Source organism: Streptomyces sp. ASQP_92 (assembly GCF_025399895.1).
In the GTDB taxonomy this organism is placed as follows: domain Bacteria; phylum Actinomycetota; class Actinomycetes; order Streptomycetales; family Streptomycetaceae; genus Streptomyces.
Genome location: NZ_JAODUA010000005.1, coordinates 174,322 through 197,284, shown reverse-complemented (window position 1 = coordinate 197,284; position 22,963 = coordinate 174,322). Strand labels below are relative to the sequence as shown.

Annotated in this window: 20 protein-coding genes; 10 read left to right on the top strand and 10 right to left on the bottom strand. The window is 71.6% G+C overall.

What is annotated here, in order from left to right:
• The first annotated feature begins 38 nt into the window (after window positions 1-38).
• The gene (locus N4G70_RS14895) at window positions 39-1,847 is read left to right on the top strand and encodes an FAD-dependent oxidoreductase (protein ID WP_261713097.1); all 1,809 of its coding nucleotides are present in this window, start codon (window positions 39-41) and stop codon (window positions 1,845-1,847) included.
• Between the two features lie 68 nt (window positions 1,848-1,915).
• On the opposite strand, the gene N4G70_RS14890 is transcribed toward N4G70_RS14895, so the two are convergent.
• The 3 genes from N4G70_RS14890 to N4G70_RS14880 all read right to left on the bottom strand — a co-directional run bounded on the left by N4G70_RS14890 (window position 1,916) and on the right by N4G70_RS14880 (window position 3,977).
• Complete coding sequence (locus tag N4G70_RS14890) at window positions 1,916-2,722, bottom strand: SAM-dependent methyltransferase (RefSeq protein WP_261713096.1); 807 nt, start codon at window positions 2,720-2,722, stop codon at window positions 1,916-1,918.
• A 127-nt stretch (window positions 2,723-2,849) separates the two neighbouring features.
• Window positions 2,850-3,116, bottom strand: coding sequence for a DUF397 domain-containing protein (locus tag N4G70_RS14885; protein ID WP_261713095.1), 267 nt, complete (start codon window positions 3,114-3,116; stop codon window positions 2,850-2,852).
• Window positions 3,117-3,977: a helix-turn-helix transcriptional regulator gene (locus N4G70_RS14880; RefSeq protein ID WP_261713094.1), complete on the bottom strand. Its 861-nt coding sequence runs from the start codon at window positions 3,975-3,977 to the stop codon at window positions 3,117-3,119.
• 205 nt (window positions 3,978-4,182) lie between these two features.
• Between N4G70_RS14880 and N4G70_RS14875 the strand changes: the two genes are divergently transcribed.
• Both N4G70_RS14875 and N4G70_RS14870 read left to right on the top strand, forming a co-directional pair.
• Window positions 4,183-4,656 carry an ATP-binding protein gene (locus tag N4G70_RS14875; RefSeq protein WP_261713093.1) on the top strand — a complete coding sequence of 158 codons (474 nt, stop codon included), beginning with the start codon at window positions 4,183-4,185 and terminating at the stop codon, window positions 4,654-4,656.
• A gap of 83 nt (window positions 4,657-4,739) precedes the next feature.
• The gene (locus tag N4G70_RS14870) at window positions 4,740-5,132 is read left to right on the top strand and encodes a hypothetical protein (protein WP_261713092.1); all 393 of its coding nucleotides are present in this window, start codon (window positions 4,740-4,742) and stop codon (window positions 5,130-5,132) included.
• Between the two features lie 48 nt (window positions 5,133-5,180).
• Here N4G70_RS14870 and N4G70_RS14865 read toward each other — a convergent pair whose 3' ends face one another.
• The 4 genes from N4G70_RS14865 to tdh form a co-directional block, all read right to left on the bottom strand.
• Complete coding sequence (locus N4G70_RS14865) at window positions 5,181-6,434, bottom strand: phosphatidylserine/phosphatidylglycerophosphate/cardiolipin synthase family protein (protein WP_261713091.1); 1,254 nt, start codon at window positions 6,432-6,434, stop codon at window positions 5,181-5,183.
• 79 nt (window positions 6,435-6,513) lie between these two features.
• On the bottom strand, window positions 6,514-7,428 hold the full coding sequence (locus N4G70_RS14860) for a LysR family transcriptional regulator (RefSeq protein WP_261713090.1): 915 nt from the start codon (window positions 7,426-7,428) through the stop codon (window positions 6,514-6,516).
• Window positions 7,429-7,449: 21 nt separating this feature from the next.
• Window positions 7,450-8,631 (bottom strand): glycine C-acetyltransferase, encoded by a 1,182-nt coding sequence (locus N4G70_RS14855; protein ID WP_261713089.1) that lies wholly within the window; start codon window positions 8,629-8,631, stop codon window positions 7,450-7,452.
• 192 nt (window positions 8,632-8,823) lie between these two features.
• A complete protein-coding gene (gene tdh, locus N4G70_RS14850; RefSeq protein WP_261713088.1) occupies window positions 8,824-9,852 on the bottom strand; it encodes an L-threonine 3-dehydrogenase in 1,029 nt (342 codons plus the stop codon).
• A 536-nt stretch (window positions 9,853-10,388) separates the two neighbouring features.
• Between tdh and N4G70_RS14845 the strand changes: the two genes are divergently transcribed.
• A complete protein-coding gene (locus N4G70_RS14845; protein ID WP_261713087.1) occupies window positions 10,389-12,239 on the top strand; it encodes a hypothetical protein in 1,851 nt (616 codons plus the stop codon).
• 96 nt (window positions 12,240-12,335) lie between these two features.
• Here N4G70_RS14845 and N4G70_RS14840 read toward each other — a convergent pair whose 3' ends face one another.
• The gene (locus N4G70_RS14840; RefSeq protein ID WP_261713086.1) at window positions 12,336-13,316 is read right to left on the bottom strand and encodes an alpha/beta fold hydrolase; all 981 of its coding nucleotides are present in this window, start codon (window positions 13,314-13,316) and stop codon (window positions 12,336-12,338) included.
• 321 nt (window positions 13,317-13,637) lie between these two features.
• Between N4G70_RS14840 and N4G70_RS14835 the strand changes: the two genes are divergently transcribed.
• A complete protein-coding gene (locus N4G70_RS14835; protein ID WP_261713085.1) occupies window positions 13,638-14,234 on the top strand; it encodes a TetR/AcrR family transcriptional regulator in 597 nt (198 codons plus the stop codon).
• A gap of 8 nt (window positions 14,235-14,242) precedes the next feature.
• Here the strand turns inward: N4G70_RS14835 and N4G70_RS14830 are convergent, their stop codons facing one another.
• Window positions 14,243-16,414 (bottom strand): tetratricopeptide repeat protein, encoded by a 2,172-nt coding sequence (locus N4G70_RS14830; RefSeq protein WP_261713084.1) that lies wholly within the window; start codon window positions 16,412-16,414, stop codon window positions 14,243-14,245.
• 111 nt (window positions 16,415-16,525) lie between these two features.
• Window positions 16,526-17,296, bottom strand: a complete 771-nt coding sequence (locus N4G70_RS14825) for a hypothetical protein (RefSeq protein WP_261713083.1) — start codon at window positions 17,294-17,296, stop codon at window positions 16,526-16,528.
• 263 nt (window positions 17,297-17,559) lie between these two features.
• Here N4G70_RS14825 and N4G70_RS14820 point away from each other — a divergent pair, with 263 nt between their 5' ends.
• The 5 genes from N4G70_RS14820 to N4G70_RS14800 all read left to right on the top strand — a co-directional run bounded on the left by N4G70_RS14820 (window position 17,560) and on the right by N4G70_RS14800 (window position 22,953).
• Window positions 17,560-18,225, top strand: a complete 666-nt coding sequence (locus N4G70_RS14820; RefSeq protein WP_261713082.1) for a helix-turn-helix transcriptional regulator — start codon at window positions 17,560-17,562, stop codon at window positions 18,223-18,225.
• A gap of 231 nt (window positions 18,226-18,456) precedes the next feature.
• Window positions 18,457-18,984, top strand: coding sequence for a toxin-antitoxin system, toxin component (locus N4G70_RS14815; protein ID WP_261713299.1), 528 nt, complete (start codon window positions 18,457-18,459; stop codon window positions 18,982-18,984).
• Window positions 18,985-18,987: 3 nt separating this feature from the next.
• Window positions 18,988-20,175 carry an MAB_1171c family putative transporter gene (locus tag N4G70_RS14810; RefSeq protein ID WP_261713081.1) on the top strand — a complete coding sequence of 396 codons (1,188 nt, stop codon included), beginning with the start codon at window positions 18,988-18,990 and terminating at the stop codon, window positions 20,173-20,175.
• On the top strand, window positions 20,172-21,593 hold the full coding sequence (locus N4G70_RS14805; protein ID WP_261713080.1) for an NAD(P)/FAD-dependent oxidoreductase: 1,422 nt from the start codon (window positions 20,172-20,174) through the stop codon (window positions 21,591-21,593). Before N4G70_RS14810 ends, N4G70_RS14805 begins: the two co-directional genes overlap by 4 nt.
• 73 nt (window positions 21,594-21,666) lie before the next feature.
• Window positions 21,667-22,953 carry a VWA domain-containing protein gene (locus N4G70_RS14800; protein ID WP_261713079.1) on the top strand — a complete coding sequence of 429 codons (1,287 nt, stop codon included), beginning with the start codon at window positions 21,667-21,669 and terminating at the stop codon, window positions 22,951-22,953.
• Window positions 22,954-22,963 lie beyond the last annotated feature (10 nt).

The window sequence follows — 22,963 nt, the reverse complement described above, 5'->3', positions numbered from 1 at the left end:
GCCGGACGTGACCGTTACCACCGGTAATAGGGAGCACTGTGGCGCGCACGGGCAGTACGAGACGGACTTTTGTCGCGGGTACGGCAGCGGTGGGCGCGGCGGCCGCCCTGGGAGTGGAGGCGCAACCCGCCTCGGCGGCCTCCCCCATCACGGCAGGCACCACGGCAAGTACCACGGGCGGCACCGGCGGGCCCGGCCAGAGCGTCGCCGTGCTCGGTGGCGGCGTCGCCGGGCTCACGGCGGCACACGAGCTGGCCGAGCGGGGGTTCAAGGTCACCCTCTTCGAGCGCCGGGCGCTCGGCGGCAAGGCCCGCTCCATGGACGTACCCGACAGCGCCAGGGGCGGACGCAAGCCGCTGCCCGCCGAGCACGGCTTCCGCTTCATCCCCGGCATCTACCACAACCTGCCGGACACGATGCGGCGCATCCCGTTCCCCGGCAACGCGCACGGCGTCTGGGACAACCTGGTGGCGCCCAGGGAGATGATGTTCGCGCGGACCGGCCAGGAGGACCTGCGGCTTCCGATGCCGGGCGCGGGCACGCCCCAGCCGCTCACTCTCGACGACATCCGCCGGGCCCTGACCGGGGTGCTGGGCACCTTCCAGCGGTTGCCCGCCCGCGAGATCGCCTACTTCGTGGACCGCCTCGCGGTCTTCCTCACGAGCTGCCAGGAGCGCCGCGACGGCCAGTGGGAGTCCGTCCCGTGGTGGACGTTCACCCGGGCCGCGCGGATGAGTTACGACTACCAGCGCATCCTCGCCGTCGGCGTGACCCGCAACATCGTGGCGACGAAGGCGGAGGAGGCCAGCACCCGCACGGTGGGCACCCTGCTCGAAGCCTTCGTGTTCAACGCCCTGGGCCGGGGCGCCGACGGGCCACTCGACCGGATCCTCAACGCGCCGACCAACGAGGCGTGGATCGACCCCTGGGTTGCTCAACTCCGTTCCCTGGGCGTTGAGTTCAAGGTGGGCTGGACCGTACGCGAAGTGACGTGCGCGGGCGGCCTGGTGACGGGTGTTCAGGCCGAGGACGGCACCGGCGCCATCCGGACGATCACCGCCGATCACTATGTGTCGGCGCTGCCCGTGGAGCACGCGCGGGCCACCTGGAGTGCGGCGATGCGCGCCGCCGACCCGCAGTTGGCGCGCTGCGACCACCTGCGCACGGACTGGATGACGGGCATTCAGTTCTATCTGACCGAACGGCCGGGTCTGGTGCACGGCCACCTCGACTGCATCGACTCGCCGTGGTCGCTCACCGCCATCGCCCAGGCCGAGCACTGGCCGCTGCACCCCTTCGCGGCCGATTACGGCGACGGTTCGGTGGTCGACTGCCTCTCGGTCGACATCTCCGAGTGGGACAAGCCCGGGATCCTGTACGGGAAGACGGCCAAGCAGTGCACCCGCGAGGAGGTCGCGCGCGAGGTGTGGGCGCAGCTCAAAGCCGCGCTCAACGACACCGGCAAGACCGCTCTCAGCGACTCCAAGCTGCACTCGTGGTTCCTCGACCCGGGCGTCTCCGGCATCGGAACGCCCGACCCGCGCAACGAGGACGAGCTGCTGATCCACCCCACGGGCACCTTCCACAACCGCCCCTCGGCCGCGACGAGGATCCCCAACTTCTACCTCGCCGGTGACTACGTGGCCGTCCCCATCGACCTGGCCACCATGGAGGGGGCCAACACCTCCGGCCGGCTCGCCGCCAACGCCCTGATGGACCGGGTGGGTTCGAGCGCGCCCCGCTGTACGGTGACGCCGCTGTACAGCGCCCCGGAGCTGGACTTCCTCAAGAACACCGACCGGCTGCGCCTGCGGCTCGGCCTGCCGAACGCGTTCGACGTCGGCTGAGGGCACAACGGCCCGGGAGGAGTGGCGCCGGCGGGCGGGCACGGCCGGCCGGGGCCGCGCCCGGGGCCTCACACCTTGCGGGCCACGCCCGCGTACACGGGAATGGTGGCGTCGCCCTCGGCCGCGCTCTCGCCGAGTTCGGGCTGCCAGGCGGCGGCGAGGCCCACACCCGGTTCGGCGAGTTCACGGCCGTGGAAGAACCGGGTGACCTCGGCCTTGGTGCGCGGACGCAGGGTGACGCCGCCGCTCTTGTAGAGCTCCACCGCGCGGGCGGCGCTCTCCGGGTCGAAGTCGCCGGTGATCTGCGAAAGGACCAGATAGCTGCCCGGGGCGAGGACGTCGAGGAGGCGGTCGACGATCCCGTACACATCGTCGTCGTCACCGATGAAGTGGGTCAGCGCGATGAGGGAGAGCGCGATCGGACGGTCGAAGTCGAGCGTGGTGTGGGCGAGTTCGAGGATGCGCTCGGGTTCGCGGACATCGGCCTGGATGTACTCGGTGACGCCCTCGGGGGTGGAGCGCAGCAGGGCCTCCGCGTGCCGCAGCACGATCGGGTCGTTGTCCGCGTACACGATGCGGGCGTCGGGGGCGGTGCGCTGGGCGACCTGGTGGAGGTTGGGCTCGGTGGGGATGCCGGTGCCGATGTCCAGGAACTGGCGTACGCCCTGCTCAGCGAGCCAGCGCGTGGCACGGTGCATGAAGGCCCGGTTGACGCGGGCGATGTCGCGGCCGCGCGAGTCGAGCGCGAGCAACTGCTCGGCGAGCGCCTCGTCGACCGGGTAGTTGTCCTTGCCGCCGAGGAACCAGTCGTACACCCGGGCCGGATGGGGCTTGCTCGTGTCGATCGTCACGGCGGTGCGGTCTTGCCCGGTCATGTGCGCTCCATGGGGATGAAGGTCAGTGAACAGGTGGAAGAATCACGGCGGTTGAGGAACTGCGAAGGGCGCCGCGGCGGCGCGGTTCAACGGGTGGATCGGCCGCGGGGGCGGGCCGGCGGACGGGTCACGTCAGGAGGAAGTCGGCCTGTCCGGACTTCGCGCCCTGGATGAAGGCGGCGATCTCTCCGGGGGTGTAGATCAGCGCGGGGCCTTCGGGATCGGCCGACTGGCGCACCGCGACCCGGCCGTCGGCCAGCTTCATGGCCTCGAAGCAGTTGCCGCCGTTACCGCCGCTCCACGGCTTGTGCCAGCCCTCGGCGCCGAGCAGGGCCGCGGGCATGCCGTTGTAGATGTGCCCGCCGACCGGCCCGCCGTCGTATATGTGATCCATTCACAGCTCCTTGCGGAGATCCTTGAGGATCTCCTTCGTGCGTTGTGCAGTCGCGGCCTGAGCCGCCATGCGGTCCATGACCTCCAGGTGGGTGGCCACCTCGGGGCGCGCGTCGAGATAGACCGCGCCGGTCAGGTACTCGCTGTAGACCATGTCCGGCAGCTCGGGCACGGCGAAACGGAAGAGGACGAACGGCCCGTAGGTGCCCGGGTGGTGCCCGGAGGAGAACTCGGCGAGCTGCACGGTGACGTTCGGGAGCGTGGACGCCTCCAGGAGGCGGTCGATCTGGTCGCGCATCACCTGCGGCGAGCCGACCGGGCGGCGCAGCACCGTCTCGTCCATGACGACCCACAGGCGAGGGGCGTCCTCGCGGGTCAGCAGCGACTGGCGCTCCATGCGCAGCGCCACGTGCCGGTCTATGTCGGCGTGGCTGGTCGCGCCGAGCGCGCCGCTGCGCATCACCTGGCGGGCGTACTCCTCGGTCTGGAGCAGCCCGGGCACGAAGTGCGGCTCGTACGACCTGATCAGCGAGGCCGCGCCCTCCAGGCTGACGTACATGCTGAACCAGTCGGGCAGGATGTCGTGGAAGCGCTGCCACCAGCCGGGCTTGTTGGCCTCCTCGGCCAGGGCGACGAAACCTTCCGCCTCCGTGTCGGCGATGCCGTACGCCTGGAGCAGCAGGACCACATAGGGGATCTTGAGGGAGACCTCGGCCATCTCCATGCGCCGGATGGTGGCCGGAGCCACCCGCAGCACCTTGGCCGCCTCCTCGCGCCGGAGACCGGCCCGCTCGCGCAGGTCCTGGAGGCGTCTGCCCAGCACGACCTGGCCCACGGTCGGGGCGGACCGGGGTTCACTCACGACGACCTCCCCACGCGCTGTTGCGAGCAGTGTGCCATGTCGTTGCAGATAGGAGAACGGCACTCTGCATTTTTCAGAGTGCCCCTTGCCAAGTGTCCGCCGCGGGTACAAGGTAGGTCGGTGAACCAGTTCACACGCGGTGGTGGTGCACAGCCTTGAGAAAGGCGGTGTCCGGCTCCGCTTCCCCACTGTGAGGATTCCGGTCGTGGCTCCTGGTAACGCGCTCGTCCCGCAGCTCACAGGCGCCCGCTCCGGGACCGCCGTGCGGCGGTACGCCTTCGACGTGCCCGCCCGCACCGAATCGGTCTCCCTCGCACGCCGGCGCAGCAGGGACATGCTGCGGGGCTGGGGACACCACGAGGAGCTGCACGAGACCGCCTCCCTGGTGATCTCGGAGCTCGTCACCAACGCCGTCGTGCACACCGCCGGCGACCACATACTGTGCGAACTCACCGATCTGCACCGCGCGCTGCGGATAGCGGTCAGGGACCTGGGCTGCGGCTCGGCCGGGCCCCGGCTCTGCTACTCGGACGACGAGGAGGAGCGCGGGCGCGGCCTGCTGCTCGTGGACGCGGTGAGCAGTGCCTGGGGCTCTCACGACGCCCCGTACGGGCCCGGCCGGATCGTCTGGGCCGAGCTCGCGCACGGCGGGCCCGGCCAAGCGGGCCGCCCGTGCTGAGGGAAAAGCTTCCTTGGGGACCACGGTCCGGGCGACAGGGCCCGCGACCGGATGGGTCCGGAACCGCCGGGCCCCGTGGCCCCGTGCGCAGTGGGGGTGCGCACGGCGAGCCCGGGCCCGGCGGCTCCGCCGCTCCACCCGACGACGGCCTGCTGCTGCCGTCGGTCCGGCCCGCGGCTCTTGGCCGGGATGCGGTGGGGGTGCCCGCCGCGCACGGCTTCCGGCTGCTGTCCCGGCTGCCCCGCTCCGGCTGCGTGTTCGCCTCCACCGACTGGTGGTGGTGGATCGTGCCGGCCGGCTCCGACCACGAGCTGCCCTGGCCACGGCCCGTCCGCTACGCACCGGGCGCCGTGGTCCCGGACGCCGACCGGCCACGCCTGATCAACTTCCCCGACGGCGCGACGCCCTACACCCCGCCGATCCCGCTGTACCTGGTGGTCTGCCAGCTCACCGGCACCGCCCCGGCCTGGGCCTGAGGCCCGGCCGCGTCCGGAAGCGGCCCACCAGACCTCCTGCCCCGCCCCTCACCAGGCGGCGCAGTGCGGTCCCGACCTGATCGACTCGAAATTCGCCCTGAAGGCGTCGTAGACGGCCGCGTTGTCGATCTTCAGCAGCGTCTCGTCGTTGGCCCGCAGATTCGGGAACGTGTAGTTGTGACTCCCCGTGAAGACCAGCTTGCGGTTGGCCCCACCCAGGTAAGTACCCTCGATCAGAAGGTACTTGGAGTGGATACCGATGGAACGCGAAGCGCCGGAACCGTCCACCGCGGTCCCGGCGCAGCGGGCCGCATAGGTGAGGTTTCCGGCGATCGAGGCCCGCACGGCGCTCCCGAGGTGCCCGTCCTCACCGTCGTGGAGCAGCTCCACCCCGCATCCGGCGCGCTTGAGGGCCACGAGCTTGTCGGCGATCTGGACGCGGGTGAAGGCATACATGCCGATCCGGATCCGGGTGGCGCCGCCCGCGCAGTCCACGTTGTTCAGCAAGGACACGACGGTGTCGGTGCCGGGGTCGTTGTCGAACGTGGCACCCGCCTTCTCCTGACGGGGGAAGAAGTAGGTCTTGTAGGCGCCGGCGTCCTGGGTCTTGTAGTACGTGGCCAGGCCCGGCCCCGAGGAGCCGGAGGACACCAGGTCCTGCCAGTAGGCCCGGTAGGAGGCGTAGAGGCCGGAGCCCGCGTCGGGAATGGTCACGGCGTTGTTGAACAGGTTCCGCCGCTGGCTCGTGGTCAGGTTCGCCGAGGTCTGGAACACCACGTCGTCCGTGCTGCCCGCCTTCGAGAACAGGAAGAACTTGTTGTGGTTGATGGCGCCCGTGTCGCCGCTTCCGCCCAGCGCGCGGTTGCCGACGCAGCCGCGGTTCGCCGGGCACGCCAGCACCCAGGAGTCCGCGGTGCGATCCGTGCCCAGGCCGGTCGCGGCGGCGAGCATCGAGTACTCCGAACCGGTCGCCTTCCCGTTCGCGTCCACATCCGCGACGGCGTCACCGTCCACGACGAGCTTGACCTTCACCCCGCGCTGCTTCGCCGCGACCAGCGCCCCACTGACGCCGCCGTCGGTGAACAGGTAGACCGAGCCGTTGATCTCGGCGCCCGCCGGAGTCCGGTTGATGAGCGAGATCAACTGGTTGCGTATCGCGTCCTGTTGGGCCGGGCTCCCCGCCGGGTCGTTGAAGGTGGCGGTGAGGGCGACCGCGTCGTCGACGGCCACCGCCTGCGGCGCCCCCAGCAACGAAGCCCCCATCACAAGAACCGCCGCCGCGGCCGCACTTCGTATGCGCACGTACCCACCCGTTCTGAAGATCCACACATCTGACGCCCCGGAAACTACCGCACCCGCCGGGCCTGTCGATGACGCGATGTCAGTCGGTGGGCAGGCCCCGGGCCGCCTCGGCCAGCGCTTCGAGGACCGGCCGGAACAGCGGATGCCCCTCGGCTCCCCTGCGGACCGCGGCGAACACCCGCCTCGTCGCGGCCGGGCCCGCCACGGGACGCACCACGGTGTCCTTGCGCTCCATCCCGCGCAGCGCCGAACGCGGCACGAGCGCCACCCCCGCCCCCGCGCCCGCCAGCGCCACCACCGCCCGGAAGTCGTCCGACGAGTGCACCAACTCGGGCTGGAACCCCGCCAGTTCACAGGCGAGCAGCATCACGTCGTGGCAGGGGTTGCCCGGATAGGGCCCGATCCAGTCGTCGTCGGCGAGCGCCGAGAGCGGCACCTGCGGGTCCTGGGCGAGGGGATGTGAGGCATGCAGTACGGCGTCGAACGGCTCGGCGTACAGCGGCACCCGCCACAGCCTGCTGTCGTCCTCGCGCGGCGCGCCCCGGTACTCGACGGCGAGCGCCAGGTCGGCCTCGCCGTCCAGGACCAGCGGCAGCGCCTCGTCGCCCTCCGCGTCACGCACCCGTACCCGGATCGCGGGACGCGTCTCGCGCAGCCGGGCGATCGCGGGCGCCAGCACCTCGGCGATACCGGTCGCGAAGGCGGCCACGGTGACCTCCCCGGCCGCGCCGCCCGCATAGGCTGCCAGCTCCGCCTCGGCCCGCTCCAGCTGCGCCAGGACCGCGTGGGCGTGCTCCAGGAGGATCTCCCCCGCCGCCGTGAGACGGACACCCTTGCCGCTGCGGGTGAGCAGGGTGTGCCCGGTCTCCTGCTCCAGGGCGGCGAGCTGCTGGGAGACGGCGGAGGGGGTCAGATACAGCGCTGCCGCCGCGGCGGTCACCGTACGGTGGTCCGCCGCGGCACGCAGGATGCGGAGCCGTCGGGGGTCGATCACTCAGCCATTGTCGCGCGCGGGTCAGCCCTTCATCGACGCGCGGGCGTCCACGAACGCCGCCACGGTCTTCTCGATGTCCTCGGCGGAGTGCGCGGCCGAGAGCTGGACGCGGATACGGGCCGCACCCATCGGCACCACCGGGTAGGAGAAGCCGATCACATACACGCCCCGCTCCAGGAGCAGCTCGGCCAGACGGGCCGCCTCGGCGGCGTCACCGATCATGACCGGTGCGATCGGGTGCTCGCCGGGCAGGATCTCGAAGCCCTCCTCGGTCATCCGGGTCCGGAAGAGCCTGGTGTTGGCGGCGAGCTTCTCGCGCAGGTCACCGGCCGACTCCAGCAGGTCGAGGACCTTCAGGGAGGCGGCCGCGATGACCGGGGCCAGCGAGTTCGAGAACAGGTACGGGCGCGAGCGCTGGCGCAGCAGGGCGACGATCTCGGCACGGGCCGCGACATAGCCGCCCGAGGCGCCGCCGAGCGCCTTGCCCAGGGTGCCGGTGATGATGTCGACGCGGTCGCTCACCCCGTGCAGGGCCGGGGTGCCCGCGCCGCCGGGGCCGGTGAAGCCGACCGCGTGCGAGTCGTCGACCATCACCATGGCGTCGTAGCGGTCCGCGAGGTCGCAGATCTCCTTCAGCGGCGCGATGTAGCCGTCCATGGAGAACACGCCGTCGGTGACGATCAGACGGCGGCGCGCACCGGACGCCTCCTTGAGCTTGGCCTCCAGATCGGCCATGTCGCGGTTGGCGTAACGGAACCGGGCCGCCTTGGACAGCCGGATGCCGTCGATGATCGAGGCGTGGTTGAGGGCGTCGGAGATGACCGCGTCCTCGGCGTCGAGCAGCGTCTCGAAGACGCCGCCGTTGGCGTCGAAGCAGGAGGAGTACAGGATCGTGTCCTCCTGGCCGAGGAACGCCGACAGGCGCCCCTCCAGCTCCTTGTGCACGTCCTGGGTGCCGCAGATGAACCGCACGGACGCCATGCCGTAGCCCCAGCGGTCCAGGGCGTCCTTGGCCGCGGCGACGACCTCGGGGTGGTCGGCGAGGCCGAGGTAGTTGTTGGCGCAGAAGTTGAGCACGTCACCGGAGGGCACGGTGACGGAGGCGCTCTGCGGGGTGGAGATCACGCGCTCGGGCTTGAAGAGGCCGGCTTCCTTGATCTCGTCGAGGGTCTTGCGGAGTTCGTCGCGGACGTTCGCGTACATACGGGGTGCTCCTAAAGCGGGCGGGAGGCCGGCCCCGTCGGCGGGAAGGGCCGGCGGGGGCGGCCCACGGGAGGGGCCTGCGGGGCGGGGCTCGGGGCTGCGGCGCGGAATGCCGGGGCGGGCTGCCGGGGGGGGGGCTGCCGGGGGCCCCGGGGGGGGCAGCTTCCAAGAGGGAAGCCGCCGAAGGGAAGCTCAGGCGGTCCAGTCGAGGATGATCTTGCCACTGCGGGCGGTGGCGGCCTCGTCGAACGCCGCGTCGAAGTCCTGGTAGCCGTACTTGCCGGTGATCACCGGACTGAGGTCGAGACCGCCTTCGAGCAGCACCGTCATGGCGTACCAGGTCTCGAACATCTCGCGTCCGTAGATGCCCTTGATGGTGATCATCGAGGTGACGATCTTCGCCCAGTCCACCGCGAACTCCTGAGCCGGCAGACCCAGCATCGCGATGCGGCCGCCGTGCGTCATGTTCGCGACCATGTCGCGCATGGCCTCCGGGCGGCCCGACATCTCCAGGCCGATGTCGAAGCCCTCCTTGAGCCCGAGCTGACGCTGGGCGTGGGCGATGTCGTGCTCGGCGACATTGAGCGCGAGGGTGGCCCCGGCCTTGCGGGCGATCTCCAGACGGGACTCGCTCACATCGGTGATCACGACACTGCGCGCACCGGCGTGCTTGGCGACCGCCGCGGCCATGATGCCGATCGGCCCCGCGCCGGTGATCAGCACGTCCTCGCCGACCAGCGGGAACGACAGCGCGGTGTGCACGGCGTTGCCGAACGGGTCGAAGATCGCTGCGATGTCCAGGTCCACCTTGGTGCGGTGCACCCACACATTGGACGCGGGCAGCGCCACGTACTCGGCGAACGCACCGTCCCGGCCGACCCCGAGGCCGATCGTGGAGCGGCACAGGTGACGCCGGCCGGCCAGACAGTTGCGACACTTCCCGCAGACCAGGTGCCCCTCGCCGCTGACCAGGTCGCCCACCGCGATGTCCTGGACGTCCGCGCCGATCGCGGCCACCTCGCCGACGAACTCGTGCCCCAGAATCAACGGCGTCCTGACCGCGCCCTGCGCCCAGCCGTCCCAGGAGCGGATGTGCAGGTCGGTACCGCAGATACCGGTACGAAGAACCTTGATCAGCACGTCGCCGGGCCCGGTCTCCGGCTCGGGTACGTCCATGAGCCACAGTCCGGGTTCGGCGTGCTGCTTGACAAGTGCCTTCATGGGCGGGGCTCCCGGCGTACGGTGAGGGGCGGTCCGGCCGCGGAATCGAGGCCGGGCGGGGGGTGTGACGGGTGAGGGGCGAGGGGTGGGGCGGACAGTGGACGACTGACAGATGTCAGATGTCAGACGCCGGATGTCGGATGTCGGATGTTCGGTGTCGGCTGACGGATGCGAAGGATGGGACGGTCCGGTGGGACCGGCCGATCTTGCTGATCACCAATCTGCCGAGACCTGGCCGCCGAGTCCATCGAGGATTTCTTAAGCAGGCCAACAGCCGAGCTTCACGCGCGCCCCTCACGCCCCACCCATCGACTGACGCCGGTCGCCTCACAGCGGGGCGCCGGACCCCCAAGGGCATCCGATACGGGGTCGAGGGTCGAGAGCGCGACGCACACCCGGCAATAGGCAGGAGCAGCCATATGGAGCAGTAGCGGTCGGGCAGCCCTGCGCGCTTCGGCCCAGTCCTCGACCGGGCGCGAGAGCTTCGGGCCGCCCTCGCTATCGTGGCCGCACCACAACGAGGGGATGGCGCGGACGTGAAGCGGGGGGCAGGGGGCGACCCGGTGATCGGCGGGGTGGGCGGTCGGCACATCCGGGTGCCCGTCGGGGTCGATGCCCACCGCTGGGCGACGCGTGGCGGTTGTCGGCGCGTGCTGTTCGTGGTGCACAACGTGACCTCGGCGACCCGGCTGCTCGATGTGCTCCCGCTGTTCGACGACGACATGGGTGTACAACTGCTGGCCACCCACACGGGATCGTCCGCGTTCGACGGCGGGGTTGAGGCGCTCCTCACCGAGACAGGGGTGCCGGTGCTCCCCTGGGAGCAGGCGCTCAGCACGCCGGTGGACCTGGCGATCACGGCCAGCCTGGGAGGCCAACTCCACCGAATTTCCGGGCCGTTGACCCTGCTCTCCCATGGTGTCGGCTACAATAAGACGCTCTCCACACCGGACACCGGACACCGGACACCGGACACCGGACACCTCTCGCCCGAGCCCTCGTCCTCGCCGTCGGCGCCGCCACCCTGCGGGGGCTCACCTTCGGTTTCGCCTGAGAGCGCTCTCACCTCCGCGCCCGTCTTCGGCCTCTCCCCCGAGTGGCTGCTGCACCAGGGCGAGCCGATCGCGGACGCCATGGTCCTTTCGCACCCCGAGCAACTGGACCGGTTGCGGGCGGCGTGCCCGCAAGCGGTTCCGACGGCCGTCCTCGCGGGTGATCCCTGTTTCGACCGGATGCTGGCGGCCCGCCCGTACCGAGAGCGCTTTCGCAGGGCGCTCGGGGTCCGCCGAGGCCAGCGTCTGGTGCTGCTGAACTCGACCTGGAACCCCGAGTCGCTGTTCGGTGACGGCGGCGGGGACGACGTACTTCCCTCGCTGCTTCCCCGGCTCACCGCCGAGTTGCCCGCCGACGAGTACCGCGTCGCTGCCGTGCTGCACCCCAACATCTGGTACGGACACGGCCCCGGCCAGATCCGAGCGTGGCTCGACCGGGCGCTGCGGGCCGGCCTCGCCCTCGTCGACCCGCTGCACGACTGGCGCCAGGCGTTGCTCGCGGCGGATGTGGTCATCGGCGACCATGGCTCGGTCAGCTATTACGCGGCGGCTCTGGGCACCCCGGTCCTGCTCGGCGCGGCTCCCTCCGGCGGCCTCGACCCGCGGTCCCCGGTAGCCGAATTCGTGGGCCAGGCCCCCCAGTTCGACCCGCATGGGCCGCTGGCCGCGCAATTGGACGCCCTGCTGGCGCGGCATCGCCCCCTCCCGGGTCCGGCCCGCCTCACCACCTCCGCGCCCGGGGCCTCGGCGGCCCTGCTGCGACGGCTTTTCTACCGCCTCATCGGCGTTCCCGAGCCCCGGTGGCCCGCGCTCCTGGAGCCTCTTCGGCTACCGCCTCGCCAACTCCCGTCGCCCACGGCCTCGTTGAGCGTTCTCACCCGGGTGACGCAGGACCCGTACGAGATCCATATGACGCGGTACGCGGACCCCCGGTACGAGCCAGCGGGCGAGGGCCACCTCCACCTGGCCGTCCATGAGGACACTCGCGATCCGGAGCAACTCGCCCTGGCCGACGTCCTGTTGAGGGACGGCGCACCGGGCGACGTCCGGTTCGGTTCGCCCGCCGGGTGGACGTCCGAGGTACTCGCGCGCCACCCGCACAGTGCGCTCGCCGCCTACATCACGGGCCCGGACGAGTGCACGGTGCGGACGCGCGGCGGGGTGCTCCTGCGCCTCGCCGGCGAGCCGGATGGTTTGGACGGCCTCGACCCGGCGGCCGCGGCCTCCGCCCTGCATGCGTGGCTGACCTCGGGCCGAACCGTGCGGCAGGCGATCGACAAGGGGCTGGCCGTCCGCACGGGCCCCATCGCACACCACGTCACCGTCATGGGATGACGGCCATCGCCGTATCCGGCACGGGATGACGGGCGCCGTGGTGTCCGTCACGGCGAGACAGCGCTCCCCGCAGCCGTCACGGCGCGCCGATGGTGGTCACGGGGCCTGCTTGGATTCGACCTGTCCCGCCGGGTGGTCGCCCGCCGCCAGGTCCTGGCACGCCAACTGCCAGGCCTTGTCCCCCGGGTAGAGCTCGGAGCGGAGGTAGGCCCAGGTCAGGCGCTGGACGGTGGAGACCCGCTCGGGGTTCTCGTCGGTGGTTTCGGCGACGTCGTATCCGCTGATGCCGCCGAGCCCGTGTTCGCCGCCGAACAGGGTGAGCAGGGTCTTGGGGCCGGGCGCGAGGTGGTACGGATCGGCGTGCCAGGACGGCCCGTTGACGGTCATGTGCGAGGAGGTGTCCTGGTCGCCGGCGACCACGAGGGCCGGGGTGGCCATGTGGGTGAAGTCCGTGGTGAGGAAGACGGGGTAGCTCGCCGCCACCTGCTCGGTGAGAGCGTCACCACCTCGGCCGGGCGAAGCGAGCAGGAGCCCCGCCTTGATCCTTGGCTCGGTCAGGTTCACTTCCGTGCCGTCGTCGTCGGTGAGCCGGGCCCCGAGGAGCAGGCTCGCGGTGTGGCCTCCCATCGAATGCCCGGCTACGGCGATCTTGTCGCGGTCCAATCGGCCCGGGAGTTGGGGGACGGCCGATTCGATCTCGTCGAGCCGGTCGAGGATGCGGGTCATGTCCTCGACCCGGGATCGCCAGTAGAGGGGCGCTCCGGGGGTTTCGGGGTCGAGGGTCAGTGTGCGTGAGCTGAGATGGGTGGGCTGGATCACGACGAATCCGCGGGCGGCCCAGTAGTGGGCGAGGGGGGCGTAGCCGTTCAGTGAGGAGAGGTGGTTCGAGTGGCCCTGGCCGTGGGAGAGGAGGATGAGCGGGAGGTCGGTGCCGGTGCCGGTCTGGGGCGCGGTGACTCGTAGGCGCAGGTCCACGGCGCGGCCGGGGGTCGGCAGCACGATCGGGCCGACCGACAGGGCGGGGACGTGCGACGTGATGCGGGCGTCGACCGCACGGGTGGGAGTCGATTCGCTCATGGTGTGCAGGACCTTTCACTGGGTGGGCGTACTGGGGGATTTCTAGGGGGTGTTGAGCCGTGTCGAGGCATGGAGGACGTCACGCTGAAGTCCGGCCGGCCTGTAGTCCTGCCGCCCGCCTGCCGCCTCTGTCGGCGTGGCCGGCTTTCGCCGCCTTCCGCCGTGACCGAACTCCGCGTAGGTGTCATGGGGCGTACGGGCACAGGGGTGGGCAGTCGGGTATGCCCGGCGGGATTCCGCTAGGCTGTAAGCGGAACGTCGTTCCGTTTAATATACGGAGCACTGTTCCGTTTAGTCAATGGTGATCGGAAGGAGACCGCGGTGCCCAGGACGAGTGCCACCGGGGACGGAGCGGCCAGAGGCAAGCGGGCCGATGCGGTGCGCAATCAGCAGACGCTGCTCGACGCCGCCGCGGCGGTGTTCGTCACCTCGGGCGTCGACGCGCCTATTCGCGAGATCGCGGCCAGGGCGGGCGTGGGCATGGGGACGATCTACCGCCACTTCCCGACCCGGGCCGATCTCGTCGTCGCCGTCTACCGCCATCAGGTCGAGGCGTGCGCCGAGGCGGGGCCGACCCTGCTGGCCGACGGGGACTCGCCCTTCGCCGCCCTGCGTCAGTGGGCCGACCTCTTCGTCGACTTCCTGGTCACCAAGCACGGGCTCGCCAAGGCGATGCAGTCGGACGCCGGCGGGTTCGACGCTCTACTCGCCCATTTCCAGGAGCGTCTGGTGCCCGTGTGCGCCCAGTTGCTCGACGCGGCGGTCGAGGCCGGGGAGATCGCGCCCGGTACGCAGGCGTACGAGCTGATGCGGGGTATCGGCAACCTGTGCATCGGGCGGGACAGCGACCCCCGCTACGACCCCCGCCGACTCGTCGATCTGCTCCTTCGGGGACTGCGGCAGCCGGCGTCGCCCTGAGGGCCGGCTCAGTCCTGAGAGCGCTCCCCCGCGCACCGTTCGCGGAGCGCTCTCAGGTGGATCAGGTGGTAGTGGGCCTGTTCGTTCGTCAGGGACGCGATCGCCTCGTCGATCAGCGGCAGCGCGGCCGCGGCCCGGCCGCTCGCCTCGAAGGTCTCGGCGAGGTCGGTGAGGGTGCGGGCCGTGTTGTAGGCCTCCCGGGTCTCCCGGAAGAACGCGAGAGCGCTCTCGAGCCGGGTTTCCGCCTCCGTCCACCGGGCGAGACCGCGCAGGGCCCGGCCCCGGTGGCGTTCCAACAGGGCGCGGGCCCTTGGCAGATCGCGGCTTCCCTCGCCGTCGGCGGTGACACCGTCCAGGATGCGATCCGCCTCCTCGAAGCAGTCGTACGCCTCCTCGAAGCGCCACTCGCGAAGGCGCAGCAGCCCTAGGGACTCGACGGCGGTGGCGTGGCCCCGGTTGTGGCCGGCGGCCCGTTCGGCGTGGGCGGCGGCGGTGAAAGCGCTCTCCGCCTCGGTCCACCGCCCGAGTTCCATGAGGTTCAGACCGAGCAGGGTGTGCATACGAGCGGCCTCGCGGGAGGCGGGGTCGCGGGCCTCGGTGACGCGGACGCCCGCGCGCAGGGCGGGGAGCAGTTCGTCGTGGCAGCCCATCTTCAGCTGGACCGGCCACAGGGCCTGGTTCAGCCGGAAGACGGCGTCGGGGTCCCTCAACTCCTCGGCGGCGCCGACGGCTTGGAGCAGGTTTCCGAGTTCGGCGCGCAGGGCGCCCAGGGCCTCGCCCGCGTCCCTGTACCGTACGCCGCCCGGTGCCGGCGGCTCCGTGTCGCCCAGGCGCCAGCCGTGGCTGAGGGCCGCCCGGCTCGCCGGTTCCGCGAAGGTGACGCACCAGCGGACCGCGTGCCGTACGGCGTCCTGCGCCGCCGCGATGCCGTCCTCGCGCAGTGCCTCCGTCGCTGCGTACTCGCGGATGAGGGGTCTGATCCGGTAGGCGCCGCCCGTTGTGCGTGGGCCCCCGTTCCCGTCCGTGCCGCCGCTGGGAGCGCTCTCCAGCAATTGGGCGGCGGCCAGCTCCGTCAGGACCCGTTCGGCGGAGGTCTCGTCGAGGCCGAGGCCGGCGGCGGCCAGGGGCGTCCCGATCGCGGGCCAGTCGCGCTGGGCGAGCAGGCGCAGTCCGCGTGCGGCGTCCGGTGTCAGGGCGCGGATGCCGTCAGCCACCGCCGTGCGGGCCGCGTCGTCGGCGGGCTGTGCTTCCTGGCGCCAGTGCCGCTCGGTGAGGCGGGCCGCGGCGGCGCGGAGCGCGTAGGGGGAGCCGGCGCAGCGGGCCACCACGGCGGGCAGGGCCGCCCGGTCCAGCGCCACGTTCCCGGCCTTGACGACCTCGGTGAGCAGCCGTCGCGCGTCCTTGTCGGCGAGGGGGCCGACCGGGATGCCCACCGCGTCGAGGCCGGGCAGCGGATGGCGGGCCGCCACGACGACGAACACGCCGGGCGTGGAGGTGAGTACGGGGTGGATCTGCGCGGCGGACCTGGCGTGGTCGAGGACGATCAGCATCCGGCGGTCGGCCGTGCAGTCGCGCAGCAGGGCCTGGCGGTCCTCGGTGGCGGGCGGGATCTCCCCGGCCCCGATCCCCAACTTGCCCAGCAGCAGGCGCAGTACGGTCGAGGGGTCGGCTCCCGAGGCTGTGCCGGTCCCGGTGCCGCGCAGGTCGGCGTAGAGCTGTCCGTCGGGGAAGCGGCGTGCCTGGGTGCAGCCCCAGTGGAGGGCGAGGGCGCTGGTGCCGATGCCGTGCGGGCCGTGCAGCACGGCGATGCGGGGCCGGCCGTCCGCCTTGCGGAAGGCTTCTCTGCTCAGGGCTTTGCGCTCGCTGTCGCGGTCGGTGAAGAACCGGGTGGAGGCGTGCAGTGCGGGCACCCGGGTGGGGCGGCCGGGGCGCGGGGCGCTGCGGGCGAACGCCGTCCAGGCCCGGGCCAGTGCGGGGTCCTGGCGTACCGCGTCGTGGACCTGCTGGGCGATGCCGTCGAGTTCGTCGCGGCCTGTGGGGGCGCGGACCTCGTGGCCGACGATGCGGCGTACCAGCCCTCCGGCGCTCTCCCAGGCCGCTTTGCCCGCTTCGTTGGCGAGGCCCGCGCCGATCGCGCCGAGTACGGCGCCGACGGCCGCCGTCGATGTGGGATCCAGCATGTCCGCCCCCGATGTCCTGCCGCCCCGCCTGCCCCGGCCACGCTAGCAACATCCTTTGCGGCGGGCCGAGTTCGTTCGGGGTTGGCCGAAATCGTGCGGTGCCCCGGGGTGCTAGGAGACCGGCACCACGGTGAGGTGGGCGCGGACCCGCCGGACGGCGGGCGGCGGCTCGTTCTCGCGGAGCACCAGGGTCAGGCGGCGCAGCCCGAACTTCCGCAGGGTGCGCGGGGATTCGTTGACCAGGCGGCAGCTGGTGCGGCCGCGTTTGGGGTCGGGGTGGCGCAGATGGCGTACCGCTCCGTCGTGGTGGACGGCCGCGTCGCCCACCGCGTCGACCCAGTGTGGAAGTCCGAGGCGGAAGGCGGCGTCCATGATCGGGTCGTCGGCGATCTCGCGGCGGATGTCCTGCAGGCCGGGAGCGCTCTCATCGTCGGCGAGGGCGGCGGCGAACTGGGCCAGCAGGGGCAGGCACCAGGCCGTCTCGTGCTCGGCGAGCACCGCGGCGGCGTCCGGGTGGAACAGGACGAAACGCAGGAAGTTGTGGTCGGGCATGGCCGTGGGGTGCGGTCCGATGCCGCCGAAGAGCGCGTCGTAGGCCGGGTTGGTGTGGGCCACGCCCCAGCCCGGGTCGAGGACCACGGACGGGAAGGGCAGGGCGTCCGTCATCGCGAAGTAGTCCTCGACGTAGGCCCGCAGTTCGGGGTCGTCCGGGAGCCCGGGGGCCTGTGTTCTCACGGTCGTCGTGTCGTCGGCGGCGCGCTCTCTCGCGGCCGTCCGCTGTCCGGGCGGCTCTTGGACCAGGGCAAAGGGCCGCCCCGTCATCAGGGCCCGCACTGCCGGAACCTTGGTCACCGAATCCTTCGCCACCGATTCTTCCGCCATCGAGTACGCGACTCCTCTTGCTGGCCCGCGAGTGCGGCGGCCGGCCTTCGGGCCCGCCCGGGGCTCGGAGGGCGATCTTCACACCGCGTGGCGATCCTGATACCGCCACCACAATGATGTCAAGCATCGTGGCATTCCGGCCCCCCGAAGCGTTGATTGCGCCACAACTGTGGCAAGTTCTGGTTGTTGTTGCCGGGACCCGCTAATCTCCGGAGCATCCACTGTTGCGCCCACAGACTTCGCATGATCTAGGAGAACTACTGGTGACGGACGGCTTCTTGGTTCCGGGACCGGCGGCCACGGGCCCCCTCGCGGCCGTCGTCGCCCGTGTGGCCGAGCTCGCCGACAAGCTCGGCATGGGCCAGGCGGACGTGTTCGACGTCCACCGGCTCTCCGAGGCCTCGGGCGTTCCCGCCGACGTCGTGGCCGCCCTGCTCGACGGGCGGCCCGCCGGCGAACCCGACTTGCAGGCCCGCTTCCTCCAACGGTTCAGCCTCCTGCGCAGCACCCGGCTCAAGCCCAACGGGCGCCCGCACACCCAGCAGGAGATCGCCGACGGCGCGGGCATGTCGCGCCAGCAGGCGGGTGCGCTGATCAACGGCGACCGCCGCCCGACGATGGAGCACTGTGACGCGATCCAGCGCTTCTTCGGCGTGCACGCGGGGTTCCTGACCGCCGACGACACCGACGCGCTCGGCGGCGCCCTGCTGCGCACCGAGCAGGAGCTTCTGCAGCAACTCGCAGGGCGGGAACGGGAGGTGGCCCTCGCCGGCGCCCCGGGCGGCGACGCGCTGGAGCGGCTGCTCCAGGACCACGGGGTGCGCGGCATCGCCTGGCGGGCCGCCCAACTGCCCACCGACAAGCACCGCGACAAGGTCACCGAGTGGCTGGACATGCTCCTGGAGAGCGTGAAGCGGTCGGAATCCTGACGTGTTCCGCACCGCCCGGCCCCTGCGGTCCGCCGCGCCCGCCGCCCTGTCCGGACAACCGAGTCCGTTCATTTCCGGCCTCGCGGTGATGCCGAGTTCAACGAACTCCGGCTCAATGTTGACTGGATCAATCGCGCACGGCTCGGCAAAGTGCTGGGCAGGGACGGATTGCTCGACGAAGTGCTGCTCGATGAACGGCTTGCGGGGAGAACGGTGGGCATAGGCAAGGAGATGCGCCGGCTGTGCGGCGAGCTGGTCGCGGGAATCACGATCCCCGCCCCCGCGGAGCCGACCGCGCTGTACACCGCCCTGTGCGAGGGCATGAGCCGGCGCCGGGGCCGTCCCGTCGAGTTCCGCATGGCGGCCTTCCCGCCCGGCACCGCGAGCGGCCTGTGGCTCGACATGGCGGACCGGGACCTGGTGGTGGTGGAGGAGCGCACCGCGCCCGACCATCAACTGGTCATCCTGGGGCACGAGTTGTGGCACATGAACGCGGGCCACGGAAGCCACCACGTGGACGGTACGGCGGTCGCGGCCCGGCTGCTGCACGCGGAGGGCGACCTCGGCGCGGCCGTACGCAAGGTGGCCGCCCGCACCCGTTCACACCTTTCGGAGGAGACCGACGCCGAGAGCTTCGGTCTGCTCCTCGGAAGCAAGTGCCGTCCCTGGCTCGAAGCCTCCGGCGGCCGGGGGCCCGACCGCGAGCTGCTCGCCGGCCGCATCGAGGCCGCCCTGGGCTACCGCTGGCCGCAGGGCTGAGGCGTGCGGGACCCGGAATTCTATCTGCCCGCCATCCTGCTGATCACGGCTTTCGCGTGTCGCCTCCCGGGCATCCGGCAAACCTGGCGCGACCCGCTCCTGCGCACGGTCAACGCCCTGCTGATCGTGGCGAGTTCAGTGTTCTTCTTCGCCGCTCCCACCACCATCGCGGGGATCAACAGGATCACCGGTGTACCGAACTTCTCGGCGCCGCTGGTGTATTCGATCCTCACCGCGTTCAGCGCCTCCTGCCTGGTGCTCATCATCAACTGGCGGGGCGGCCCGCCGCAGGCGGCCCGCCGGGTGACGCTGCGGTGCGTCACCGCGTACTCGCTGGTGATCATCACCCTGTTCACGCTGTTCGCGCTCGCCGATGCCCCGGTGGAACGGCTGCGCGACCTCGACACGTACTACGCCAACACCGCGTACATGCGCGAGATGATCGTCCTGTATCTGGTAGCGCACACCGTCGCGGCGCTGGTCACCACCTGGTTGTGCTGGGGGTGGTCCCTGAAGGTGCGGGGCTGGCTGCGGGCAGGGCTCGTCCTGATCGTCGTGGGCTACCTGCTCAACCTGGTCTTCGACGCCGTCAAGTACGTGGCTGTGGGCGCTCGTTGGCTGGGCCGCGACCTCGATTACCTCAGCACGGGTGTGGCGCCCCCCGTGGCGTCGGTGTCCGCGCTGCTCATCGGCTCGGGCTTCATCGTCCCGCTCGTGGGACCCCGGCTCTCGGAGACCTGGAGGTCGTGGTCCGCGTACCGCAAGCTCGGTCCGCTGTGGTGCGCCCTGCACGCGGCACCGGCTCCCGCATGCGCCGCGGTCAAGATGAACTGGTGGTCGCCGGTGCGGTTGCGCCTCACCCAGCGCGAGTCCGGCATCCTCGACGGCTTCCTCTCCCTCGCCCCGTACTTCGACCGCACCCTGCACGGCGAGGCCCTCGACGCCGCGCTCCGCTCGGGTGCCGAGCCCAAGCAGGCCGAAGCGGTCGCGGATGCGGCCATGATCGCGGCGGCACTCGCCGCCCGGAACAACGACCCGGAAGGCGCGGCCCTGTCCGCCACCGCGCCGGATCCCTCCCCGACCATCGGGCGCGCCCGCGACTTGATCGGCGTCTCCCAGGCCTACAGCTGTTCAGCCATCGTCGAAGCAGTCCGCGTCAACGCGGCAAGGTCGGAGAACACACACCCATGAGCACATCGGACGTCCCGTCGGCACCGTCCCACAGACCGGCCGCGGTGGTCGTCGGCGGCGGACTCGCCGGCATGCTGGCCGCCGCCGCGCTCAGTGGCTCGGTCGGCCACGTCACCGTCGTCGAGCAGGACGCCCTGCCTCACGGCCCCGAGCCGCGGAGCCACCTGCCGCAGGCCCGGCATGCCCACATCCTGTGGTCGGGCGGCGCGGAGGCGATGGAACAGCTGCTGCCGGGAGTGACCGAAGCCTGGCTCGCCGCGGGTGCCCGACGAATCCCGCTCACCTCCCAGATGGTCGCGCTCTCACCACAGGGCTGGTACAGGCGCTGGCGCGACTCCCACTATCTGATCTCATGCGGCCGGGACCTCCTGGACGCCACCGTCCGCGAGCGGGTCCGCGGACTTCCGGGCGTCACCGTCCTCGACTCGACCCGTGTCATCGCACTCGAAGGAAGCGCGCGCCGGGTCACGGGGGTACGAGTGCGCAGGGCCGACGGGTCCGAGGAGCTGCTCCCGGCGGAGTTCACGGTGGACGCCAGTGGTCGGGGCGCTCACACGAGGCGATGGCTCGGCGCCCTCGGCGTACCCGCGGCCCGGGAGGACGTCATCGATCCGGGCGTGGTCTACGCCAGCCGCGTCTTCCGCTCACCGGCCGGGACTCAGAGCTTCCCGGTGGTCAACGTGCAGGCGAACGCGCGAGCGTCGGCGCCCGGAAGGACCGCTGTCATCCTGCCCATCGAGGGCGGCCAGTGGCTGGTCACGCTCTCGGGCACGCGCGGCGCGCGGCCGACGGGCGACCCCGACGCCTTCGCGCCCTTCGCCCTGGGCGCCCGGCATCCGGTCGTCGGTCGGCTCATCGCCGACGCCGAGCCGCTCAGCGACGTGTCCACCTTCGCCCACACCGCCAGCCGCAGGCATTTCTTCGAGAAGGTCAGGGGCTGGCCCGAGGGGTACGCGGCACTCGGCGACGCCGTCGCGGTGTACAACCCGGTGTACGGCCACGGCATGTCGGTGGCGGCCCAGGGCGCACTCGCGCTGCGCGAGGCCCTGGCCACGCAGGGCGTCACCGCTCCCCGGCTCGCCCGACGGGTCCAGTGCGCCGTGGCCGGCCCGGTGCGCACGGCATGGCTGCTGGCGGGCCAGGACATCTTCTATCCCGGCGCGACGGCCCGCCGGCCCCATGCTGTCGAGCGGTTCGTGGGCCGCTGCGTCGACCGCCTCATCCACACCTCGACCGGCGACTACACGGTCGCCACCGCGCTGACGGACGTCATGACGCTCACCGCACCCGTCACCGCGCTGGCGCGCCCCGGGGTGCTGGTGGCCGCGCTCCGCGGTCCCGGCCGACCGCCGCTGGCAAACCCTCCGCTGACGGAGCGTGAACTCGCCCTCGTCCAGAGCCCGCAGAAGACGCCGTAACCCCCGCGCCGCACAAGCGCGGCCGGGGCGGGCCGATTTGGGCCGGGTACCGATGCTTCCATAGGATCCGGCGATGATCACCAGAAAACGGCTGGCGGCCGGAGTGTGCGCGCTGGCCGCCACTTTCGCCACCGGCATCCTCCCGGCCACGGACACGGCCTCCGCGGCCGCCCGGCTCGACGGGCAGTCCGAGCAGGCCGCGCCCAAGGTCGACCTCGTCCTCGACGTCTCGGGTTCCATGCGGACCGCCGACATCGACGGCAAGTCGCGGATGGCCGCCGCCAAGCAGGCGTTCAACGAGGTGCTCGACGCGGTCCCGCAGGAGGTCCAGCTCGGGATACGGACCCTGGGCGCCAACTACCCGGGCGAGGACCGCAAGGTGGGGTGCAAGGACACCCGGGCGCTCTACCCAGTCGGCCCGCTGAACCGTACCGAGGCCAAGACGGCCGTCGCCACGCTCGCGCCCACCGGCTGGACCCCGATCGGGCCGGCGCTCCAGGGTGCGGCCCAGGACCTCAAGGGCGGCGACACCACCCGCCGGATCGTGCTGATCACCGACGGCGAGGACACCTGCCAGCCGCTCGACCCGTGCGAGGTGGCCCGCGACATCGCCGCCCAGGGCATCCACCTCACCATCGACACGCTCGGCCTGATCCCGGACGCCAAGACCCGCGAGCAGCTCACCTGCATCGCCGAGGCGACCGGCGGCACCTACACCTCGGTGCAGCACACCGATCAACTCTCCGGCAAGGTGAAGCAGTTGGTGGACCGGGCGGCGGACCCGGTCCAGGTGCCGGTGGCCACCGCGGGCGCCGCGAGCTGTGAGAGCGCTCCCCAGCTCAAGCCCGGCCTGTACACGGACCGCGAGAAGTTCGCCGAGCACCGCTCCTACAAGGTCGATGTGCTGCCCGGCCAGGAGCTGCGCGCCTCCGCGAGCATCGGCGTGGACCGGCAGACCAACCCCGACTACGGCGTGCTGCTGCGGGCGGTGACCGCGCACGGGCGGGAGATCGTGCGAGGCTCCGAGGCGGGCGACGGACGCACCGACGTGATCTCCACGGGTCTGCGCTACCCCAAGGCCCCGGCCGACGACTCGGACGACAAGTCGACCCCCGAGTCCGTCTGCCTCCAGGTGTCCAACTCCTTCTCCGCGGCGCCCGGCGTCAAGACCGACCCGGGCCTGCCGGTCGAGCTGGCCATCGAGGTGGTGGACGGGCCGGACCAGGCGTCCGACGTGGCCGCGTTCGGCCTCGGCCGGGGCTGGTGGCTGCTCGGCGCGCTCGCGCTGACCGGGCTCGTGGCGGGCCTGGTGTGGGGCTGGATCTCGCGCTGGCGCATCGCGGTCTGGCGGACCAGCTGATGCCGAACAC